The 17,250-nt window shown below is 38.0% G+C and carries 19 protein-coding genes; 14 read left to right on the top strand and 5 right to left on the bottom strand.

The genetic code is table 11. The features are described 5' to 3' along the window. Positions 1-32: 32 nt before the first annotated feature. The 7 genes from HPC41_RS15600 (at position 33) to HPC41_RS15570 (ending at position 5,207) form a co-directional block, all read left to right on the top strand. A complete protein-coding gene (locus HPC41_RS15600; protein WP_246250710.1) occupies positions 33-581 on the top strand; it encodes a biliverdin-producing heme oxygenase in 549 nt (182 codons plus the stop codon). A gap of 112 nt (positions 582-693) precedes the next feature. Further along, positions 694-885: a hypothetical protein gene (locus HPC41_RS15595; protein ID WP_172394868.1), complete on the top strand. Its 192-nt coding sequence runs from the start codon at positions 694-696 to the stop codon at positions 883-885. A gap of 43 nt (positions 886-928) precedes the next feature. Then, positions 929-1,954: an SDR family oxidoreductase gene (locus HPC41_RS15590; RefSeq protein WP_172394867.1), complete on the top strand. Its 1,026-nt coding sequence runs from the start codon at positions 929-931 to the stop codon at positions 1,952-1,954. After that, entirely contained in the window at positions 1,954-2,523 is a 570-nt protein-coding gene (locus tag HPC41_RS15585; RefSeq protein WP_172394866.1) for a Crp/Fnr family transcriptional regulator, read from the top strand. Before HPC41_RS15590 ends, HPC41_RS15585 begins: the two co-directional genes overlap by 1 nt. A gap of 202 nt (positions 2,524-2,725) precedes the next feature. Further along, a complete protein-coding gene (locus HPC41_RS15580) occupies positions 2,726-3,043 on the top strand; it encodes a hypothetical protein (protein WP_172394865.1) in 318 nt (105 codons plus the stop codon). A gap of 1,211 nt (positions 3,044-4,254) precedes the next feature. Then, a complete protein-coding gene (locus tag HPC41_RS15575) occupies positions 4,255-4,434 on the top strand; it encodes a peroxiredoxin family protein (RefSeq protein WP_172393929.1) in 180 nt (59 codons plus the stop codon). A 74-nt stretch (positions 4,435-4,508) separates the two neighbouring features. Then, entirely contained in the window at positions 4,509-5,207 is a 699-nt protein-coding gene (locus HPC41_RS15570; protein WP_172394864.1) for a hypothetical protein, read from the top strand. A gap of 199 nt (positions 5,208-5,406) precedes the next feature. Here HPC41_RS15570 and HPC41_RS15565 read toward each other — a convergent pair whose 3' ends face one another. The 3 genes from HPC41_RS15565 to HPC41_RS15555 form a co-directional block, all read right to left on the bottom strand. After that, on the bottom strand, positions 5,407-6,159 hold the full coding sequence (locus tag HPC41_RS15565) for a DUF6794 domain-containing protein (RefSeq protein WP_172394863.1): 753 nt from the start codon (positions 6,157-6,159) through the stop codon (positions 5,407-5,409). Between the two features lie 185 nt (positions 6,160-6,344). Further along, a complete protein-coding gene (locus tag HPC41_RS15560; protein ID WP_172394862.1) occupies positions 6,345-6,584 on the bottom strand; it encodes a hypothetical protein in 240 nt (79 codons plus the stop codon). Further along, the gene (locus HPC41_RS15555) at positions 6,581-7,042 is read right to left on the bottom strand and encodes a hypothetical protein (protein ID WP_172394861.1); all 462 of its coding nucleotides are present in this window, start codon (positions 7,040-7,042) and stop codon (positions 6,581-6,583) included. The genes HPC41_RS15560 and HPC41_RS15555 overlap by 4 nt, the downstream gene beginning before the upstream one ends. A 57-nt stretch (positions 7,043-7,099) precedes the next feature. Between HPC41_RS15555 and HPC41_RS15550 the strand changes: the two genes are divergently transcribed. Continuing rightward, a complete protein-coding gene (locus HPC41_RS15550; RefSeq protein ID WP_172394860.1) occupies positions 7,100-7,285 on the top strand; it encodes a hypothetical protein in 186 nt (61 codons plus the stop codon). Between the two features lie 326 nt (positions 7,286-7,611). Here HPC41_RS15550 and HPC41_RS15545 read toward each other — a convergent pair whose 3' ends face one another. Continuing rightward, positions 7,612-7,887 carry a hypothetical protein gene (locus tag HPC41_RS15545; RefSeq protein WP_172394859.1) on the bottom strand — a complete coding sequence of 92 codons (276 nt, stop codon included), beginning with the start codon at positions 7,885-7,887 and terminating at the stop codon, positions 7,612-7,614. A 536-nt stretch (positions 7,888-8,423) separates the two neighbouring features. On the opposite strand from HPC41_RS15545, the gene HPC41_RS15540 reads away from it, so the two are divergent. The 3 genes from HPC41_RS15540 to HPC41_RS15530 all read left to right on the top strand — a co-directional run bounded on the left by HPC41_RS15540 (position 8,424) and on the right by HPC41_RS15530 (position 11,009). Then, positions 8,424-9,116: a transposase gene (locus HPC41_RS15540; RefSeq protein WP_172394858.1), complete on the top strand. Its 693-nt coding sequence runs from the start codon at positions 8,424-8,426 to the stop codon at positions 9,114-9,116. 30 nt (positions 9,117-9,146) lie between these two features. After that, positions 9,147-10,109: a transposase gene (locus tag HPC41_RS25705; protein WP_172394857.1), complete on the top strand. Its 963-nt coding sequence runs from the start codon at positions 9,147-9,149 to the stop codon at positions 10,107-10,109. A gap of 135 nt (positions 10,110-10,244) precedes the next feature. Beyond that, positions 10,245-11,009, top strand: coding sequence for a DUF3800 domain-containing protein (locus tag HPC41_RS15530; RefSeq protein WP_172394856.1), 765 nt, complete (start codon positions 10,245-10,247; stop codon positions 11,007-11,009). A 309-nt stretch (positions 11,010-11,318) separates the two neighbouring features. Here the strand turns inward: HPC41_RS15530 and HPC41_RS15525 are convergent, their stop codons facing one another. Further along, positions 11,319-11,564: a helix-turn-helix domain-containing protein gene (locus HPC41_RS15525; protein WP_172394855.1), complete on the bottom strand. Its 246-nt coding sequence runs from the start codon at positions 11,562-11,564 to the stop codon at positions 11,319-11,321. 673 nt (positions 11,565-12,237) lie between these two features. On the opposite strand from HPC41_RS15525, the gene HPC41_RS15520 reads away from it, so the two are divergent. Genes HPC41_RS15520 through HPC41_RS15510 form a run of 3 tightly spaced genes read left to right on the top strand, consistent with a single transcriptional unit; the run spans position 12,238 to position 17,243 of the window. Further along, the gene (locus tag HPC41_RS15520) at positions 12,238-12,606 is read left to right on the top strand and encodes a hypothetical protein (RefSeq protein WP_172394854.1); all 369 of its coding nucleotides are present in this window, start codon (positions 12,238-12,240) and stop codon (positions 12,604-12,606) included. Between the two features lie 4 nt (positions 12,607-12,610). Then, positions 12,611-14,059 (top strand): TlpA family protein disulfide reductase, encoded by a 1,449-nt coding sequence (locus tag HPC41_RS15515; RefSeq protein WP_172394853.1) that lies wholly within the window; start codon positions 12,611-12,613, stop codon positions 14,057-14,059. Next, positions 14,049-17,243 (top strand): SusC/RagA family TonB-linked outer membrane protein, encoded by a 3,195-nt coding sequence (locus HPC41_RS15510; RefSeq protein WP_172394852.1) that lies wholly within the window; start codon positions 14,049-14,051, stop codon positions 17,241-17,243. Before HPC41_RS15515 ends, HPC41_RS15510 begins: the two co-directional genes overlap by 11 nt. The last annotated feature ends 7 nt before the right edge of the window (positions 17,244-17,250 follow it).

Raw genomic sequence — 17,250 nt, 5'->3', positions numbered from 1 at the left:
CAAAAATCACCTTTTTACAATAAAAAACAATAATGATGATACAAGAAGAATTAAGAAAGCAAACCGCCTTGCAGCACCAACAACTGGAGAAATTGGTTGTCGCCAGATTAAAGTCGATCCGTAGCAATGCGGAATACGCAGATCTGTTAAAAATATTTTACAGCTACTTCAAGAAATTAGAAGACGCCATTGCCCCGTATATCACTAGGGAAATCCTGCCAGATTATCCCGAAAGGCGACATGCCGTCAGTCTTGCAGAAGATATCGTGGACTTAGGCGGAGATCTGAACGAACTTCCAGAAGTACATGTCCCTAACATCGACAGCACAGCTAAGGCGATGGGCGCACTTTACATCATGGAAGGTTCCGTAATGGGAGGCATGATCATTGTTCAAATGCTGGCGAAATACGGAATAACTGAAGGAATCTCCTTTTTTTCCGGCTACGGTTCAGAAACAAGTCAGAAATGGAATGTCTTTATTGATGTTTTGCGTGCAAATATTTCGGAAGAACATGCTGCAGATGCCATTTATGCGGCACGAGAAACGTTTGCCCGATTTGCTGATGCATTTCAAATCTGATTATCTATGGTGTCCCCGTTGTTTTCTGGTGTCAGCGGGGCGCCATTTAAGTATTCTAAAAATATGTGTTATGATTGTTATGATTTTTTTCCAAAAGAGGTTGGGTTTGAAAATGGAAACCCTTAGAGTCCTTTGTGAAATTTTCGACCGTTTTGTTCTTTTTGGGGATGACGTTGAGGTACTCGACGAGTTTGCTCTTTATTTGGAAAAGATGGATAAAACTGTTTATATCTGTTCAGAGATAGGTGAAGTAGTGCAACTAATCACAAAAGATGTAAAAGCCGTATTTCTTAACAAATGGTAATGGTAGCTTGTTCAGATCATCCGAACTTTACAAATAAAAGAAAATGAAAAATCAGCAAGTATTACTGACCGGAGTTACCGGTTTTTTAGGCGCACATACGGCCATTCAATTGCTTAATAAAGGCTATGAGGTGATAGGTACACTACGGAACAGAGATCGCATATCATCGATAAAAGAGGTGATTGGCCAGCATACCGATCATTTGAGTAAGCTGCACTTTGTAGTCGCAGATTTAAACGATGCAAGTATCTGGAACGATCTTGCAAAGGGAGTGGACTTTATCCAGCATGTTGCATCACCTTTTCCGGCAACACTGCCAAAGAATGAGGATGAATTAATCGTACCGGCAAAAAACGGTACCTTAAATATTTTGAGAGCCGCCGTAGACAACAACGTTAAGCGGGTTGTGATGACCTCTTCATTAGCCGCTGTAGCCTATGGCCAACCAGCGAAAGATCCTAGCAAAATTTTTACAGAAAACGATTGGACGGATATAGGCAGTAAGAGCGATATTACGCCATATTATAAAAGTAAAACCATCGCCGAGAAGGCCGCCTGGGATTTTATCAGACAAGACGCTAGCTCGCTGGAATTGGTTACAGTATGTCCAGGGGCTATTTTGGGGCCGGTGATCGAAAAAGATTATGGTACGTCTGCAGAGATCATTGTCGCTTTGATGAACGGAAGTTATCCTGCTTTACCCAAGATCGGTTTTGATCTTGTCGATGTCCGTTCTGTCGCCGACCTCTTGATTTTGTCGATGGAAAGGCCTGAGGCAGCTGGCAATAGGTATATCGCTGCGACTGGCTATTCTACCCTCAAGGCCGTGGCGCTTATCCTCAAGGAAAATTTTCCGGAGCGAAAAATTCCTACAGCAGAATTTCCTAACTTTATAACAAGGATGCTCGCGCAGTTTCGCCCAGAGCTCAAACCGGTTTTGTTGGAGATGGTTAGGAGGCAAACAGATATCAGTAAAGCGCAGAGAGAACTGGGATGGAAGCCCATTCCTGTTAAAGAAGCTGTAATCTCCTGTGCAAACAGTCTATTGGAACTACAAATCGTAAAATAATGAAAAAACTTAAGGCTGCACTTGCTTTTGGAGGAATACTTGCGGCAAGCGATATTGATCTGCTTGCTTCGAGTTTTAAATTACGCCAGGTAAAAGCGGGTACCTATATCGAAGAACTTCATGAAGTAGCGTCTGAGATTCTCTTTGTTGAAAGCGGTATCTTACGTTTGCTGGGTGCGGATATATCAGGCAATGATGTCACAAAGTATTTTATCAAGGAGCACCAATTTTTTGCAAATCTTGAAAGTTACTATACTAGACAGCCCGCGACAGAGGCTATTCAGGCAGTCGTTGCCAGCAAAATTTATACGATAGCTTTTTCAGCTTTTGAACGTTATTTGCAGAGCATTCCAAATCTATATGTTTATTTCAAAACCCTTAGTGAAGCGTCATTGCTTCAAAAAATAAAAGATAATGATTTTCTGAATTATGGCGATGCGAAAACCAAATACATGGAACTTTTGCGACGTTACCCAGCGATTGTTCAGCAGGTTCCACAGCAGTATATCGCCTCTTATCTCAAGATTACGCCGCAGTCCTTGAGCAGAATAAGGAAAGAGCTCGCTTAAATGCGGTTAAACAATTTCATCCAAGCGATCCCGATTTATCTTCTCCAATTTTAACTCAAAATTTTCCGACCGAAACCTAGCTAAGGTTGCGACCCTTTTTGAGTAAATATAATAAAATGGAAAAGCAAACAGCTTTCAATTCTAAACCCGATCTCTGACATAAATAGGTCAACTTAATGAAATTATTTCTTAAATTAGATATATGAAGAATAATTTAATAGCCATTTTAAGTCTTTTAACTGTGGTGTTGTCTTCTTGTTCTGGCACACGCATTGCCACAATGAGAAAATCGAAAATGGAGCAGCTTGAATTGGGGATGTCTAAATTGCAAGTTGTTAATATTCTTGGATCATCCTATTCAATTGCGCAAAAGGAAGTAAACGCTACGGATACTATAGAAGTTATTTCCTACAGGAATGTTCCTTTTGATGATGAATTCTATTTATTTAGGTTTAAGAATAATAAATTGGAGAAATGGCATCGCGAATTCCAGCCGATATTCAAAGAAATAAAGCCTTAGATTTTAATTGATAGCTGACTGGCCACAGAGCGGAAAGAGCAAGAAAGTCAACTTTCATTATTAGTTTTCGCGCAGTAACGAAAATGAAACTACCCGTGGTAACTTTATAACAATCAATAAGACGACCAGAAGGAACGATGTTGAGATAATTTATCGATTAGACCTCCTTTTGTTAATTCTTTTTGAAGCCGATGATAGGATTTAAGACTTTAACAGCGAGAACATTTTTTCCATTTATGCTGATTTGCGGTCTGGCTCAACGATTTTCAGTTTTATTTCTATTACGTATCTTATTGGCATTGAACCGCGTTCTTATATTTTTAATCAAGCTAATTAGGTATTTAACGATACGGTAAACACCATATCCAAGCAATATGAGGATTGAAATTGTCAAAGTATAGTCCAACCATTTTGGTAAGGATTCCCTCAGTACAAAATAGCATGTTAACAATATATATATGCCAATGTATAGTAATATCCTAAATGCTCTTTTCCAGCCAAACCAGACTGCTAGATAAAGATAGCTACTTAAGACTCCAATACAAGGAAATATATACACGAGATTGGTCCCTTGCAGTTTTGGCTCATAGGGTGCATAAAATAACCTGCCGATTACAACGAGGATCGCTAGGTTAAACAATAGCTTAAAAATCCAACGGATATCAATTATGAACATAATTTGCGGTTTTATTCCATGTAATCAATTGAAGCAAAATACACCTGCCTATTAAATGATTAATATGCATAGAAATTTAATGATTAATCAGTTAAATGATTTGGTCTATTACTTTACAGTAAAGATAATAATAAAATTTGAAGTTGCTATATTTGACTGGATATGCCCACTTTGTTCCCAACCTGTTAAACTATTCGGATTTTCCGAACAGTTGACTCAACTTAAAAAAATTCTTTTTCAATTCGGCGTTGCGTTCACTCCGAATTCATAAATATCTAAGTTGATAGGTAGCTCTGCCGTCATTACAAGAGGGGACACTTTTCATCGGACGTTAGTTACCACAAATAGGTCGACAAGCTTAAACTATCAACTGCCTGTCAGGCTCTACGAAACCTGGCTGACGATGTACTATTTTCCGCTTACATCAATTTATCAAACTACATTGATAAGTGTAGCTATTTTTAGGTGAGATTACATGGGTACAAAAATCTTTCTAAATTCAATCGTTCAAAATCATTTTGTAAGAAAAAGATAAATGGATGGAGATTTCGGAGGCTTTGATCATATGATTGGCTGGCAAAGTGAGGTAGCTGAATTATATCATGTGAGAGGAATTCCCCAAAATTTTCTTTTGGATCCGAAAGGCGTGATTATAGCCACAAATCTTAGGGGAGAGGAGCTTTTAAAAACACTGGAAGATATTTTGGGGAAATAACTGACTAAGCTAAAAAGATTCCTTTATAAACAGTTAGCAAGGTTTATTACTTTTGTCAAATTATTAAACTATTTATGCGTTTTATATTTTCATTCTGTGCTGTACTTTTAGCAAGGGAAATATTTGAGACCATTAACCGTGGTTCAGATGCTTATGATATTTTACTTGGCACAGTAGCTTTCCTACTTGTTTGTGGTTACCTTTATTTGGAAAAGGCTTACGGTTGGCTTAAGTTTATTGGTTTAGCAAGCTTGATTTCCTTTTGTTTTAATATTGAAGCACTAAATCAAATTAACATCTTTAAAATATTTGTAAAATCCCTGCCTATATTATTCAATATTTTCATTGGTTTAATCGCTATAGTTAACATTGCAGTATTTATTTTGATGACACTTGATTGGTGGCATAAAAAGTTCAATAAGCCTAAAAATAGGATAAAGACAATGAGCGAAATCTTTCCAAATCAGAAAGAAGACATACCAGCTGAAAACTTTCAATTTATGCAGCAGGTATTTATATCATTTTTAACTGCCCACAGCGTGAACGATGTTTGCGAAATTGACGAAAATGCAGATCTTCTCATCACAGAACTCCACTCAGATGATGAATATGATTTGTTATTCCATATTGACATATTAGGCCTAGTAAAGGATTATTCAGCGCTCGTTCCACAGCCTAAACTGGAAGAATTTGTTATTCTTTTTATTAAGTCATACTACGATGAGGTGATCGGATACTATACATTTAGATTTTCAGATTCATTTTCTTCTTAATAACTCTACATCTTATTTATAAGCATCCTGCCTAGTACCTTAAGTTTTTCCTAGGCGATTCTTTTTTAATAATTCCATATTGTTCTGCTTTAATGATATCTCTAATCCTACTTTGATTTGCAGTGTCCTATTTGTTAATGTCTGCTGTTCCTTCAAGCCTTTTCGATGCTAGATCTTTATAATATTCTGGAGGATAATTTTATGGGATCCAATACTTTTTATAATATTCTAGCTGCGATTTTACATCGGGATCTTTCCCCTTTAATTTCCTATAATAACTTGTTAATATGATACCAGACATGTCGTCAGGATGTCTTATTCCCCGTTTGGTGAAATACGTTGAAAGCCTTGAACCTCCCCAGAGTCCCCAGTTATTTCTCATCCACATTCCAAATCCGAAATGTGAGCCAGCCATAAACTCTGACTCTGTCATTTCTCTTACTTTATTTTTGGTGCTATCATCCCAGAACGAGTCTATTTGGACAAAACAATCTTCAAGGTTTTTCGGGATATAAATACCGGCAATTGTGTCCGCATTCATCCGCTGTTTGATTTCCTTTTTCAATTTGTTTTCCTTCAGTTTAAATGTCTTCAGGAGAGAATCTTCTTTTACATAACCAGCTGAGAGCAGTAGTTTATAGTATTCCAAAATCACATCTTTTTTAAAGTTGTGGATTCCTTTATTATTTAAATATGTAAATAATGGAGATTTTCCGGTCGAAAGGAGCGAGTCAATCAATTCAAATTCACTTTCAAGTTCATTGTCGGTTAATTCACTTAACTTTTCCTCGTCACTATGCTTGATTATGTTTTTTAGACTGTCCGAAACGTTAAGATTTAAGAATGAAGCTGTTTCTTTTAGATTTCTAGGAAGGGAGTTTTGCGCAGAAGCAGAAGGCAGTGAGCAAACAACTGATATAAGTGCAAGCAATATAAATCTTAGTGTCGCCATACTATAGATATAAGCAGTTTTAAATTCAAATATATAGATTCAAAAAGTTCTTGAACTAATTTATGGATTTATTCTTTCAGAAGATATTTATTTATCGATGCTGCCAACATCTTCCGCCGCCTACAACGACACGTTTTCCGTAACTGCCCGATTGTCTCGTCCTGAAAAAACTTTACCCCCGGCTTTTATATTTCCTCCTCATAAACCACCTCAGCTTCGAAATGTTCCATAAAAATAGTCAGTTCATCGGTGGTTAGCCAGGATTTATTATTGCGGTGCATTTTCCATTCGCCATTCAATATTGATATAGAAGTTATAAAAAAATTGTTGATCATTACTTGGAAGGAGCCTCCCCCATACAGTTTTGAAATGTCGACATATTGAGGAATACCATCCACTAAACAGCGGAACATAATAGACTTCATCGTTCTTTCACCCATTTTATTTCCCCTCGCTGAATCATGGCAATATACTTCTGGATATGGTCATCGGTCAGCGGTGTTTCCGCTTCCAGGTGATATTCGAATTTCTTAGAGAACTGGTCATACTGTATCGAAGCAACATAGAAATTGTTTACATACACGTGCCATACTCCATCTTTCTTTGCACTCACACGGACAATATTCCTTTTCCCGTTCGTGTAGAACAATTGAGGTGAATCGTGATCGAACCGAAGAATAAGCGCATCTATACAAGCGTCTTTCAAGTCATCTGGCATTACACCATAAGCGAGTTCCCATTCTCCCTGTGAACGCCTGAAGACGTAGAAACTTAGCCCATCCTTGCCATACAGATGATAATCACGCATGCCCATACCTTTATCCTCTATGTTCATCCGAACATACATTACCCTATTTCTACAATGGACTTCTAACGGTTTCATAGATCAAAATTACTAATAATATTAGTAATATATCAAGATAAATTTTAATTTTGTGAAATGAAACTAAGCAAAGAACCACCAACAGGGTATATAGACCACATTCGGAAAATGGCTTTATCGGCTGCTCAGGGCGTAGGAATTGAAGCCGGGGCGCGAATACTGGAAGAGGGATTAAAGGCTTGGCCCAGCGAACTGGATGCCGCGATAAAATGGATTGTTATGGAGCGAAAAAAACTTAAATAGTGTCTTGGATATCTATGCTGCTGGCATCTCCTTAGCTAAAGCAGCAGGCAGTCGAGTTGTTCAAATGGCTAAAAGATCAGCTGAAGAATTGGATCACACGGAACCGAATTAATATGATTCCATCTGATCTATATGCCTTGAATAAACGTACTATTTTGGAAGGTTCTGTTGAGTCTGTAGAAGCTTTGCAATACGTTCTAGGTGATGGGCTTGAGGATATTATTGAATGTCATGTTTTGCCACTAGATATACTTACGCTAACGGATCATTCGGTGTATTGGGTTGATCCCGTGGTCAAAGCTAGATTTTTGATCTAGGCTTTGAAGTTATTCTATTCCAAATGATTCCTTAAATTTTTCATTACACTCGTGTCTAATTTGGTCAGGCAAATTGTCAATTGTAATATCGAATGAAATTCTTGGGGGATTATAATAGACGAATTTATAATATAGAATATTATGTTTTTCACCATATTCATCTTCATTTAGGTTCTTATCAAACCAAGCATTATACTTTTCTTGAATTTTAAGCAATTCGTTGTCTAATCTTTCATTGGCATCTGAATAACCACTTCCAAATACTTTGTCTAAAATGTTGTCCATAAAATTAAGTTTTTCTTAAAATTACTAAAACTAATTATCAAAAGCACTTTTGTATGAAAATTTGTAAAAGCGCACCGAATACTTGTTTGAACAACAAAAATTTGATTTCCTACCTAACTGACTTGAGTTTTCGATCCGTATTTTGAATCCTTCAACTCAATAAGATAAAAAATATTGTCAACGTTGAAGACAACTTTTCTACCACTAGCTGTGTTTAAATGTATAAATTTTACCATAATATATTTTTGCAAAATAATTCTATATCCCTTAAGCTCGAAAAAACAGAGCGATTTTGTTAATCTTCCGCTCATTTGGTTTAATTTCAGAAACTCCACTGCACTGTTATTCCTATTTTTGCTGCACTCGTGATTACCAAAAGTTATGTATTCTTAGGGTTCTTCACCAATTTTGATGCACTTAATAATTCTCTATAATTCATGTTAACTATCTTATTTTCAGCAAAATAAATCATTTTAAAGTTGTTTTGCTAATGCTTTTTTCGTATCTTAAAGAATTGATAATCAAACTCTTTAAGATTGAATCCATCCAATATTTTTAACTTAAAAATTGTAGGTTTATTTTATGGTGCCCGGAAAATTAAGATCTATCGCTCGGAAATACAAGGTACAACCATACGTCTATTTGCAAAAAGAACGGGAACACGCTCCAAATGCCCGAGTTGTATGAAAAGCAGTTGCAACGTGCGTTCCTCTTATGTGCGAACACTCGCGGACCTGCCCTGGGCAGCAATCGCAATTCTCATTAGGCTTGAGGTACGGCGCTTTGCCTGCAAAAATCCCTCCTGTGAAAGGCGGATATTTTCGGAACGGTGTGACGGCTTGACAGAGCCTTATTCCAGACGTACGATCAGGGCTTCAGAACATTTAAAGAAGTTCCTTCTTGAGGTATCGTCCAATAAAGGGGCCTATTTTTCCAGAATAATGAATATCCCTATCAGTAGTAGTACTTGTCTTAGAATGGTCAAATCCATGGCGATGCCAACAAACGACAAATTGCTCTGCATCGGAATAGACGATTGGGCAAAGAGAAAGGGAATGAATTATGGTACAATTATCGTTAATGCCGAGACAGGACGGCCCATAGACCTACTGAACAGCAGGGATTCCAGTGATGTTGTGGAATGGCTGTCGGATCATAAAGAAATCAAATACGTAACCAGAGATCGGTCCACAGTTTATTCCAGTGCCATCAAGAGAGCTATCCCTTAGGCAAAACAAATAGCTGATAGGTTCCATTTGGTGAAAAATCTCGGAGATGCTATACAAGAGGAGATCAGGCAGGAATATATTCATTTGAAGAAAATCTCCAAAAGTATTTATGAGAGATCCGAATCAAGGAGGCCCATTGATAAAGCAGCTAAAGAAACTTTATACGCCAAGGGCAATGTTAAGCAGGCGATGTCCTCCGTAATGGTTCAAAAAAAAGAGAAGCTTTCCCAGATGATCGAAATGAAAAAAGACGGACACAGTATTTCTGAAATCGCTCGAAAAACCCAAACGAACCGGCGCACTGTAAAAAAACATCTGGAACAGGGAATGCCTTCAGCAGCAAGAAGTACGCGCGTACATTATGAAATATATATGGACGAAATTAAGCACATGTGCAGTTTGGAAATCAATCCTACGGCCATGTTCAGGTCTCTAAAGAGCATAGGCTTAAACTGTTGTGAACGATCTTTTACAAGATGGTTTTATTTGAATTTTCCCCACTATGAACATAAATGGAATAGGACGTACCCGGAGCCATTAAAGGTCAATAAACCTAAAATTGGACCTTATTCTATCCCTTTGCCAAAAACGCTGTCAATTTATGTAACAAATCCAGAATATGGAGTTTCAGAGGATACGGGAGAATGCTCAAAGGAAAAGGAAATTGTTGACAAACTGGTAAGTGAGGTTCCACTTTTATCCAGTTTTCGTACGCTTTTCGTAGACTTTAGAAATGTTCTAAAAGGAGGTTGTCCCGATCGATTGGACATCTGGTTTGAATATGTCCGATCTATTGGCCGAAGTAGAATTGACAGCTTTTGTAAGGGATTGAAAAAGGATATACTTGCGGTAAAGAATGCCATAAGCTATAATTGGACGAATGGCCTGGTAGAAGGAAATGTAAACAGGTTAAAAAATAAAAAACGTGAGATGTATGGTAGATGTGGCTTTGAGTTACTTAGAAGAAAAGTTTGTCTTTCAAAAACTGGATAATTGCATCAAAATTGGCGAAGAACCATTCTTAGTTACCGATTACACTTAGGTCAGTCGACGTCTTTTTTCATATAGAAGACTATTGTATATATTTGTGAATTATCAGTAACCAATTCTGAAAATAATAGAAATTTTATGTATTTAATGTATGTTGATGAAAGTGGGGATGTTGGATTACACAATAGCCCGACTCGATACTTTGTGCTTTCCGCAATTGTGATCCATGAATTAAGATGGAGACAAACTTTAGAAAACTTGGTTGAATTTAGGAGATTTTTAAGAGATTCAAAGGGATTAAAATTAAGAGATGAAATTCACTGTACTGAACTAATAAGCAGGCCAGGAGATCTAATTAGGATTAAAAGAAATGACCGGCTTGATATAATAAAAAAATGTATTGACTGGCTAAATATACAAACTGATTTAAATATCTTTAGCGTCGTAGTAGATAAGCAAGGAAGAACTGACGATATTTTTCAATTAGCCTGGAATACTCTAGTAATGAGGTTTGAAAATACAATAAGTAATAAGAATTTCAGAGGACCATCAAATACAGACGATAAAGGGATAATACTGTCTGACAATACAGAAGGACAAAAATTAAGGACGCTGTTAAGAAAAATGAGACACTATAATACAATCCCAAATAACTCAAGATTTTATGAATCTGGTTATCGAAATTTAAAGATAAATTCTGTGATTGAGGATCCAGTTTTTCGAGACTCACAATATTCTTTTTTGCATCAAATGAATGATGTACTAGCATATTGCGTAAGACAACGATATCAACCAAATTCGTATATGAAGAAAAAAGGAGGAAATAATTTTTACAAAAGATTAGAAAACGTCATAGTAAAAGAAGTAACGTCGAGAAATACTTTTGGTATAGTTGAGATATAAAAAAGGTGACCACAGTCACCGGAGGAATCCTACTAAAGAGACTGGCTCTTTTTCAGATTCAATACAAATATACTGATTAAATTTCTATTGCCAAACTTTTTATACAAAATTTTAGGTACTAGCTATTGACTATCCTACAAAATATATCTCCGTTTTAAAAGAAAGTGCTCGAGTCCTAATAACTGATTATTGTGCCTATAACAATCTGTATTTGTTGAAATTTGTTTGACCTCCTTTTGAGAATTACGTTAGATAATTAACCCTATTCAGCTATTCTGAAAATAAAGTTCACATTGCAGTCGCAAAATATTAAATAATAGCTCTTTCAGGCAAAAAATCTCTTGGAGACATTCCAAAATGGTCAGCTAAGGCATTGATATGATCGATATTATATTTGGCTCTATTTGATGGATTTTCTACATTAGTTACAAAAACTCGGCTTACTCCAATAATTGTGGCGATATCAGCTTGATTTAAGTTTTTCTCTTTCCGCAGTTTGTAAATAAAGTCAATTATATATTGTTCAATTTTACTAATCTTTGCTTTACTCTCCATAAAGACTAAAGACTTCAAAAAATGTTATTAAAATGTATTGCATGTATTACATTTTAATTTTATCTTTGTTATTGTATTAAATAAATGAAATTATAGAAAAGACATTAATAAGAACATAAGCTAATAAATATAGACTCATAACAATACTCGTAACAAATCTGGCGATTTAATTAATGACAATACGAGTGTGGGTAATGCGTCAATTCATTATCTTTGGAAAAATATTTCCTGAGGTAGGGTTGACGCTTACTTATCAGCGCCGTATTGTCATCCTAATCGCACCTCAGAGATTGGGGGCCTCGCCAGGGCTTTTGTTACGGCGACAGTAAGCGATCACCTAACTTTTGTTGTACAAATACTACAAAAAGCATTGATTACATGTATTGTTATAGTGTAATCGATGCTTTTTTATTTTATATCAAATGAAAAAACAAATCACAAAAAACATCTTCAAATCTCCCGAGTAGCTCGGTCTGATTTCGCCAGCAATGATCTGGTAACATCAGCTATGGAATTCGAGATGCCCAATTATATACCGAGTCATACCCATTCAATAGAATTCTAGCTATCCCAATTAACCAATTTTATTACGGGCGGTTTACGGCCTAAAAAGTATCCGATTCAATCGGACTGGAATAGCTATGTCCTAAGCTCGCCATTAAAAATCTAAGAAATGAGATCGAATTATGCTCATCTAATCCTATTGGATTTAGTGATTTACGAAACCCATCGATCAGGATATGATCCTGTTAAGAATGTTCAAGACTTTTGGGATAAGTATTCCTTAAGCACAATTCAAGCCTATATTGTTGCTTTACAACCCGAAACGAGTGATAAGGAAAAGATGAAAGATAATTCACAATTGACCGAATTCTCCGTTGATCTTCTCCGCATATTGATAGCTTATTTTATGATCCACGCACGTCAAATGGATCTGGGTAAGGTCTCAATTTCAATTGAGGTCAATAAAGAGGAGATAGCGACTTCCAAAGCTATTTCGGATTTCTTCCGGCGGGTATCACCTTCCAATACCAATTCCTAGAATTATGAAAAGATTAAAATTACAACCAAATAGTAGCACATTGCTGCATATTAAAATACTAAAGATTACTGTTTTAGTAATCCTATTCACCTTAGTTTCTATGTTTAGTTTATCAGCTCAGACGCCCCGCAAGGACAGCGGGGCTGATGGGCTTCAAATGATCAAAGCGTTGAAGGTAGGGGATACGGTTCCCGAAGCACTTTGGAACCTGCCCCTGGCTGTTATAAACGATTCCAAAGTAAAGAATACGATTAAGCTTGCCGACTTCAAAAGCAAAAAACTAATTATTATTGATTTTTGGGCGACATGGTGCGCCCCTTGTATCAAGATGCTTCCCAAACTGGATCAATATCGTGCCAAGTATGGTCAGGACATCGCGATACTTGCTGTGACAGATGAAACCAAAGAAAAAATACAGAGCTTTAGTGCTAGAAATAATAGCTCAGTATCTACTGTATACGAGGATCAGATTTTAAAGAAGTACTTTCCGCGTCACTCCTTGCCGCATTCGATATGGATAGCGGATGATAAGCTCCTGCTGTCCAACACAAGTGATTATATTACAGACGGTAATATACTGAATGCTATTCAGGGCAAACCCATAGAGGAATTTAAGAAAGCTGAATTAGTCGATTATCAGGACAGCATAAAACTGCAGGATTTCCTCAAGGATAATGTCATCGCCAAATACGGTTCAAACAGAGCTTTCTATCGCTCGTTCAACTGGCATATTGGTCGGTTGAAAACAAATAAATCTTATTTAAGGTATCTCAATGGTGCTATTGAAGATATGCTCTACAAACTTTATAGCAGAGATATACCTCATTACGGCCGATTTAACAGATTGGTGTTTGATATTCCTGATTCCGTTAAGAAGCTCTTGTGCTACGATTACGAGAAATTTGCCAGCATGCCGATCGCAGATCGATCGAAATGGAATTATCAATGGAAACAGGATCATTATTATTGTTATGAATTTATTAATCTGGATAGTACTGCAAATCTCGATCCTAAGACGATATTCCGGGAAGATCTGCGCTCGTTTTTATCGGATAACTTTGGCGTGGATTTCTCCTTGAAGCCCTTGCTGCGAAAACAATATTTCATTACTGTATCGTCATCCCATACAGCTTTTAAAAGGGAAGGATTAAGAACAGAAAATTTTTTCGATCCTAACACGCGAAAAGCCCGATTTGTCAATATTTCACTGGAAAATATCCTTGGCATTATTGCAGAGCAAAACAAGCGTAATCCTATACCGATCGTCTGGGATAAAGCCTTTACTGATCAGCTTTACAATATCGACTTTGACTGTTCGCTGCAAGACCTACCCAGCGTATTTGCCATCCTAAAAAAACATGGTATCCAGGTAGAGCTTTGTGAGCGTCCCTTGTTGAGTGTTTATCTCACGCAATCTGCAACGGTAAGAAAGGAGGTGTCAGATGAAAATTAAGACTATCGTCTTTTTCCTCCTGCAAATAGTTTGCTTAAAAAGTATTGCACAGACTAGGGTAAATATTCGTATCACAGACGATGAATCAAGGCTAGTAAGGGGCGCTTCTTTAAAAATGTTAGGAAGTCATGTAGCTGTATTGTCCGATCAGACGGGGATCGCTACGATAACAGTGACGGCCGATGATCGCTATGTTGTATCTCATTTAAACTATCATACGGATACGCTTACAGGTAATCAGCTACTGGCGGACAAGACCATTGTGCTTCAGCCGCTTGTCAGAAAGATCGAAGAGGTATTGGTACAGACTGGTTATCAGTCGATCTCCAAAGAACGTTCGGCAGGCTCATTTCAGGTATTGGGAAAAGAACAGCTGGAGCGCTCCAATTCAGCTAATCTTTTAAATCGTCTAGAAAATATAACGACAGGGCTGGCCTTTGTCCGTAAGGATAATAATGGTGAGGGTGAAGGTACTCCCAAATTGAGGCTGCGGGGAATGACCACCATATTTGGAGATGGCTCGCCACTGATCATCCTTGATAATTTTCCTTTTAATGGAAATATCGCAGATATCAATCCGGAAGATATCGCCACTGTGTCGGTGTTGCGTGACGCTTCGGCAGCGAGTATCTGGGGTGCACGGGCTGGGAACGGTGTGATCGTGCTGACAACTAAAAAGGGAAGTCAAAAGCTACAAAGTTTCCAGTTCTACACAGGACTTGAAGTCGCTTCAAAGCCGAATTTTACACAATCTCCGTATCATGTTAATGCCGCTACATTTATGGATATGGAAAAGACCTTCTTCGATAAAGGATGGTATGAACAAAATGACTGGACGCTGAATTCTCCATATATAGATCGTTTATTTGATCTTAAAAATGGCAAAATAACCGAATCGGATTTAAACGCTTGGACAACTGGAATGCGGCGACGGGATTTTATCCCGGAGCTGACTAAGAAATTGTATCGGACGCCTGTCCTGCTGCGCTATGGTCTAAATAGTGCAGGTGGATTTGCAAAAGGCTCCTACTATTTTTCGGTGGCACATCAGTCGGATCAAACCACCATTCGGCACAATACGGATGCAAAAACCAATGTCGTCGCCAACATCGATTACCGATTGTCAGATGCGCTGACACTGGATGTCGAAACCCAAGTAATGCATAATGTCGTAAAAACGGACGGTATGGGTATCAGCAATGTTATTGCTGCGGGTAAATCCTATTTACTTCCATACACTTCTTTTGAAGATGAATATGGTATCCCGAGACGTTATAGTCTGCCGTATATTGAAACTGCTGGATCGAATGGTTACTTGGATTGGCGGTTTTATCCTGAACAGGAATATAAATTTAGGGAAAACAGAGATCGTGATTTTTCATTCCGGTTTAATGGGGGCTTGCGCTATAAATTTCCTTTCGGTCTTGATCTCGGATTTAAGCAATTGTATACGGTGGGCAGCTCCTCATCGGGACGATATTATTTGTCCAATTCTTACGAAAGCAGAAACCTGATCAATCAATATACTTCACCCGATGGTATTCGTGCTATACCGCTAGGTGGTATTTCCAATTCGTCAGGCGGTTCACAAAGAGGGTACGCCAGTCGACTATTTCTGTCTTTTGAACGCAATTTCAATGATCTCCATCAACTGAATTTATTTGCCGGTGTGGAAAGAAATGAAAGTGTCCTCGAAGGTAATCCTACCTTAGTAGTCTATGGTATTAATGATCAGACGAGGATAGGCGCTTCCTCAATAGACTTCAAAAATCCGGTACAAATGAGCCCCCAAGGAAATTGGAGTTATATTCCTGCACCTGATGGCAGATTTATGCTGAAAACGGATCGCTATGAAGCCTATTACGCTAATATGGGCTATACCTTTGACCGTCGGTACACAGCGACAGCCAGCGTTCGTGTGGATCAAAGTAATCTGTTTGGAGTAAACTTCAATCAAAAGCGAGTTCCTCTCTGGTCGACTGGCCTACTATGGAATGTGAAAGAAGAACATTGGTTCAGAAGCGATCTGCTTTCAGCCTTGAAACTACGAGCTACAATTGGCGAAAACGGCAATGTGGACAAGACATTAACGGCATATCCAATTGCTACCTACAGCAATGATTCTTTTAACGGCCTTATACGGGGAACGCTAGCCAATACAGGTAATCCGTCTTTGCAGTGGGAGAAAATAAGGACACTTAATCTAGGTGTGGATTTTGGTCTTTTCAACAACAGGATTGTCGGTCAGGTTGAATTTTACAATAAATGGGGGCGTGACCTGATCGGTGATGCGGTTGTAGATCCGACAACAGGAGTTGATAATCAAATCTTACGGAACCGGATTAATTATGCGAATGCTTTGACCAGAGGTCTTGATGTTGACCTGACTGTACAGGCGGTCAAGCGTAATCAATTCAGTTGGACGAGCAATGTGATTCTTGGTTATGTAAATAATAAAGTCACAAAATATGATGATGGTCAGAATGGATGGGCTATTGCTTCTTATCTTGGTCAGGAACAGGTGTTTTCGCCCCCTCAAGTGGGTAAGCCTCAAAATTATCTGTACAGCTACAAGTGGAATGGCTTGGATAACGAGGGGGATCCGGTTGTTTATTTGAAAGATGGTACGGTTTCTAAAAATTATGCAGCTTACCTGCAAGGACTGGAGTTGTCGGATCTTGTGTATGCAGGCAGTACAGTGCCTACTTGGTTCGGTTCATGGCGAAATACATTTAATATTGCTGGTAGGTTCAACATCAGTTTTCTGCTGAGCTTTAAAGCAGGCTATGTGTATCGTCGGCCTTCACTATCTTACTATAGCTTACTGAATAATTGGATGGGGCACATAGAGATGCAGGATCGTTGGCAGAAAGTGGGAGACGAAAATCACACATCAGTTCCGGGGATGCCTAAAGACCTGGCGTCGATGGCACAGCGGGATATGGTCTACCAAATGAGTGAACGTACTGTAAGGTCCGGTGCCCATATTCGTATGGAGGATATACAGTTTGCTTATACTTTTCCCTGGAAAAACAGGCTGTTTAAAAAGGTAGATTTAAGTTTCAATGTGAAAAATTTGGGAATCCTCTGGTCCAAATCCAAGGAACATATCGATCCGGATATGCCATTGAGTTTTTATGCACGCCCCTTACAGGCGTCAATGCTTTTAAGAGTTGATTTTTAATGATTTG

This window comes from Sphingobacterium prati (assembly GCF_013167215.1).
In the GTDB taxonomy this organism is placed as follows: domain Bacteria; phylum Bacteroidota; class Bacteroidia; order Sphingobacteriales; family Sphingobacteriaceae; genus Sphingobacterium; species Sphingobacterium prati.
This window is presented reverse-complemented; position numbering and strand designations above follow the sequence as displayed.

Coding starts and splice junctions, on each gene's coding strand:
- HPC41_RS15600 (WP_246250710.1), top strand. CDS start 33: ATGATGATACAAGAAGAATTAAGAAAGCAAACCGCCTTGCAGCACCAA.
- HPC41_RS15595 (WP_172394868.1), top strand. CDS start 694: ATGGAAACCCTTAGAGTCCTTTGTGAAATTTTCGACCGTTTTGTTCTT.
- HPC41_RS15590 (WP_172394867.1), top strand. CDS start 929: ATGAAAAATCAGCAAGTATTACTGACCGGAGTTACCGGTTTTTTAGGC.
- HPC41_RS15585 (WP_172394866.1), top strand. CDS start 1,954: ATGAAAAAACTTAAGGCTGCACTTGCTTTTGGAGGAATACTTGCGGCA.
- HPC41_RS15580 (WP_172394865.1), top strand. CDS start 2,726: ATGAAGAATAATTTAATAGCCATTTTAAGTCTTTTAACTGTGGTGTTG.
- HPC41_RS15575 (WP_172393929.1), top strand. CDS start 4,255: ATGGATGGAGATTTCGGAGGCTTTGATCATATGATTGGCTGGCAAAGT.
- HPC41_RS15570 (WP_172394864.1), top strand. CDS start 4,509: ATGCGTTTTATATTTTCATTCTGTGCTGTACTTTTAGCAAGGGAAATA.
- HPC41_RS15565 (WP_172394863.1), bottom strand. CDS start 6,159: ATGGCGACACTAAGATTTATATTGCTTGCACTTATATCAGTTGTTTGC.
- HPC41_RS15560 (WP_172394862.1), bottom strand. CDS start 6,584: ATGAAGTCTATTATGTTCCGCTGTTTAGTGGATGGTATTCCTCAATAT.
- HPC41_RS15555 (WP_172394861.1), bottom strand. CDS start 7,042: ATGAAACCGTTAGAAGTCCATTGTAGAAATAGGGTAATGTATGTTCGG.
- HPC41_RS15550 (WP_172394860.1), top strand. CDS start 7,100: ATGAAACTAAGCAAAGAACCACCAACAGGGTATATAGACCACATTCGG.
- HPC41_RS15545 (WP_172394859.1), bottom strand. CDS start 7,887: ATGGACAACATTTTAGACAAAGTATTTGGAAGTGGTTATTCAGATGCC.
- HPC41_RS15530 (WP_172394856.1), top strand. CDS start 10,245: ATGTATTTAATGTATGTTGATGAAAGTGGGGATGTTGGATTACACAAT.
- HPC41_RS15525 (WP_172394855.1), bottom strand. CDS start 11,564: ATGGAGAGTAAAGCAAAGATTAGTAAAATTGAACAATATATAATTGAC.
- HPC41_RS15520 (WP_172394854.1), top strand. CDS start 12,238: ATGAGATCGAATTATGCTCATCTAATCCTATTGGATTTAGTGATTTAC.
- HPC41_RS15515 (WP_172394853.1), top strand. CDS start 12,611: ATGAAAAGATTAAAATTACAACCAAATAGTAGCACATTGCTGCATATT.
- HPC41_RS15510 (WP_172394852.1), top strand. CDS start 14,049: ATGAAAATTAAGACTATCGTCTTTTTCCTCCTGCAAATAGTTTGCTTA.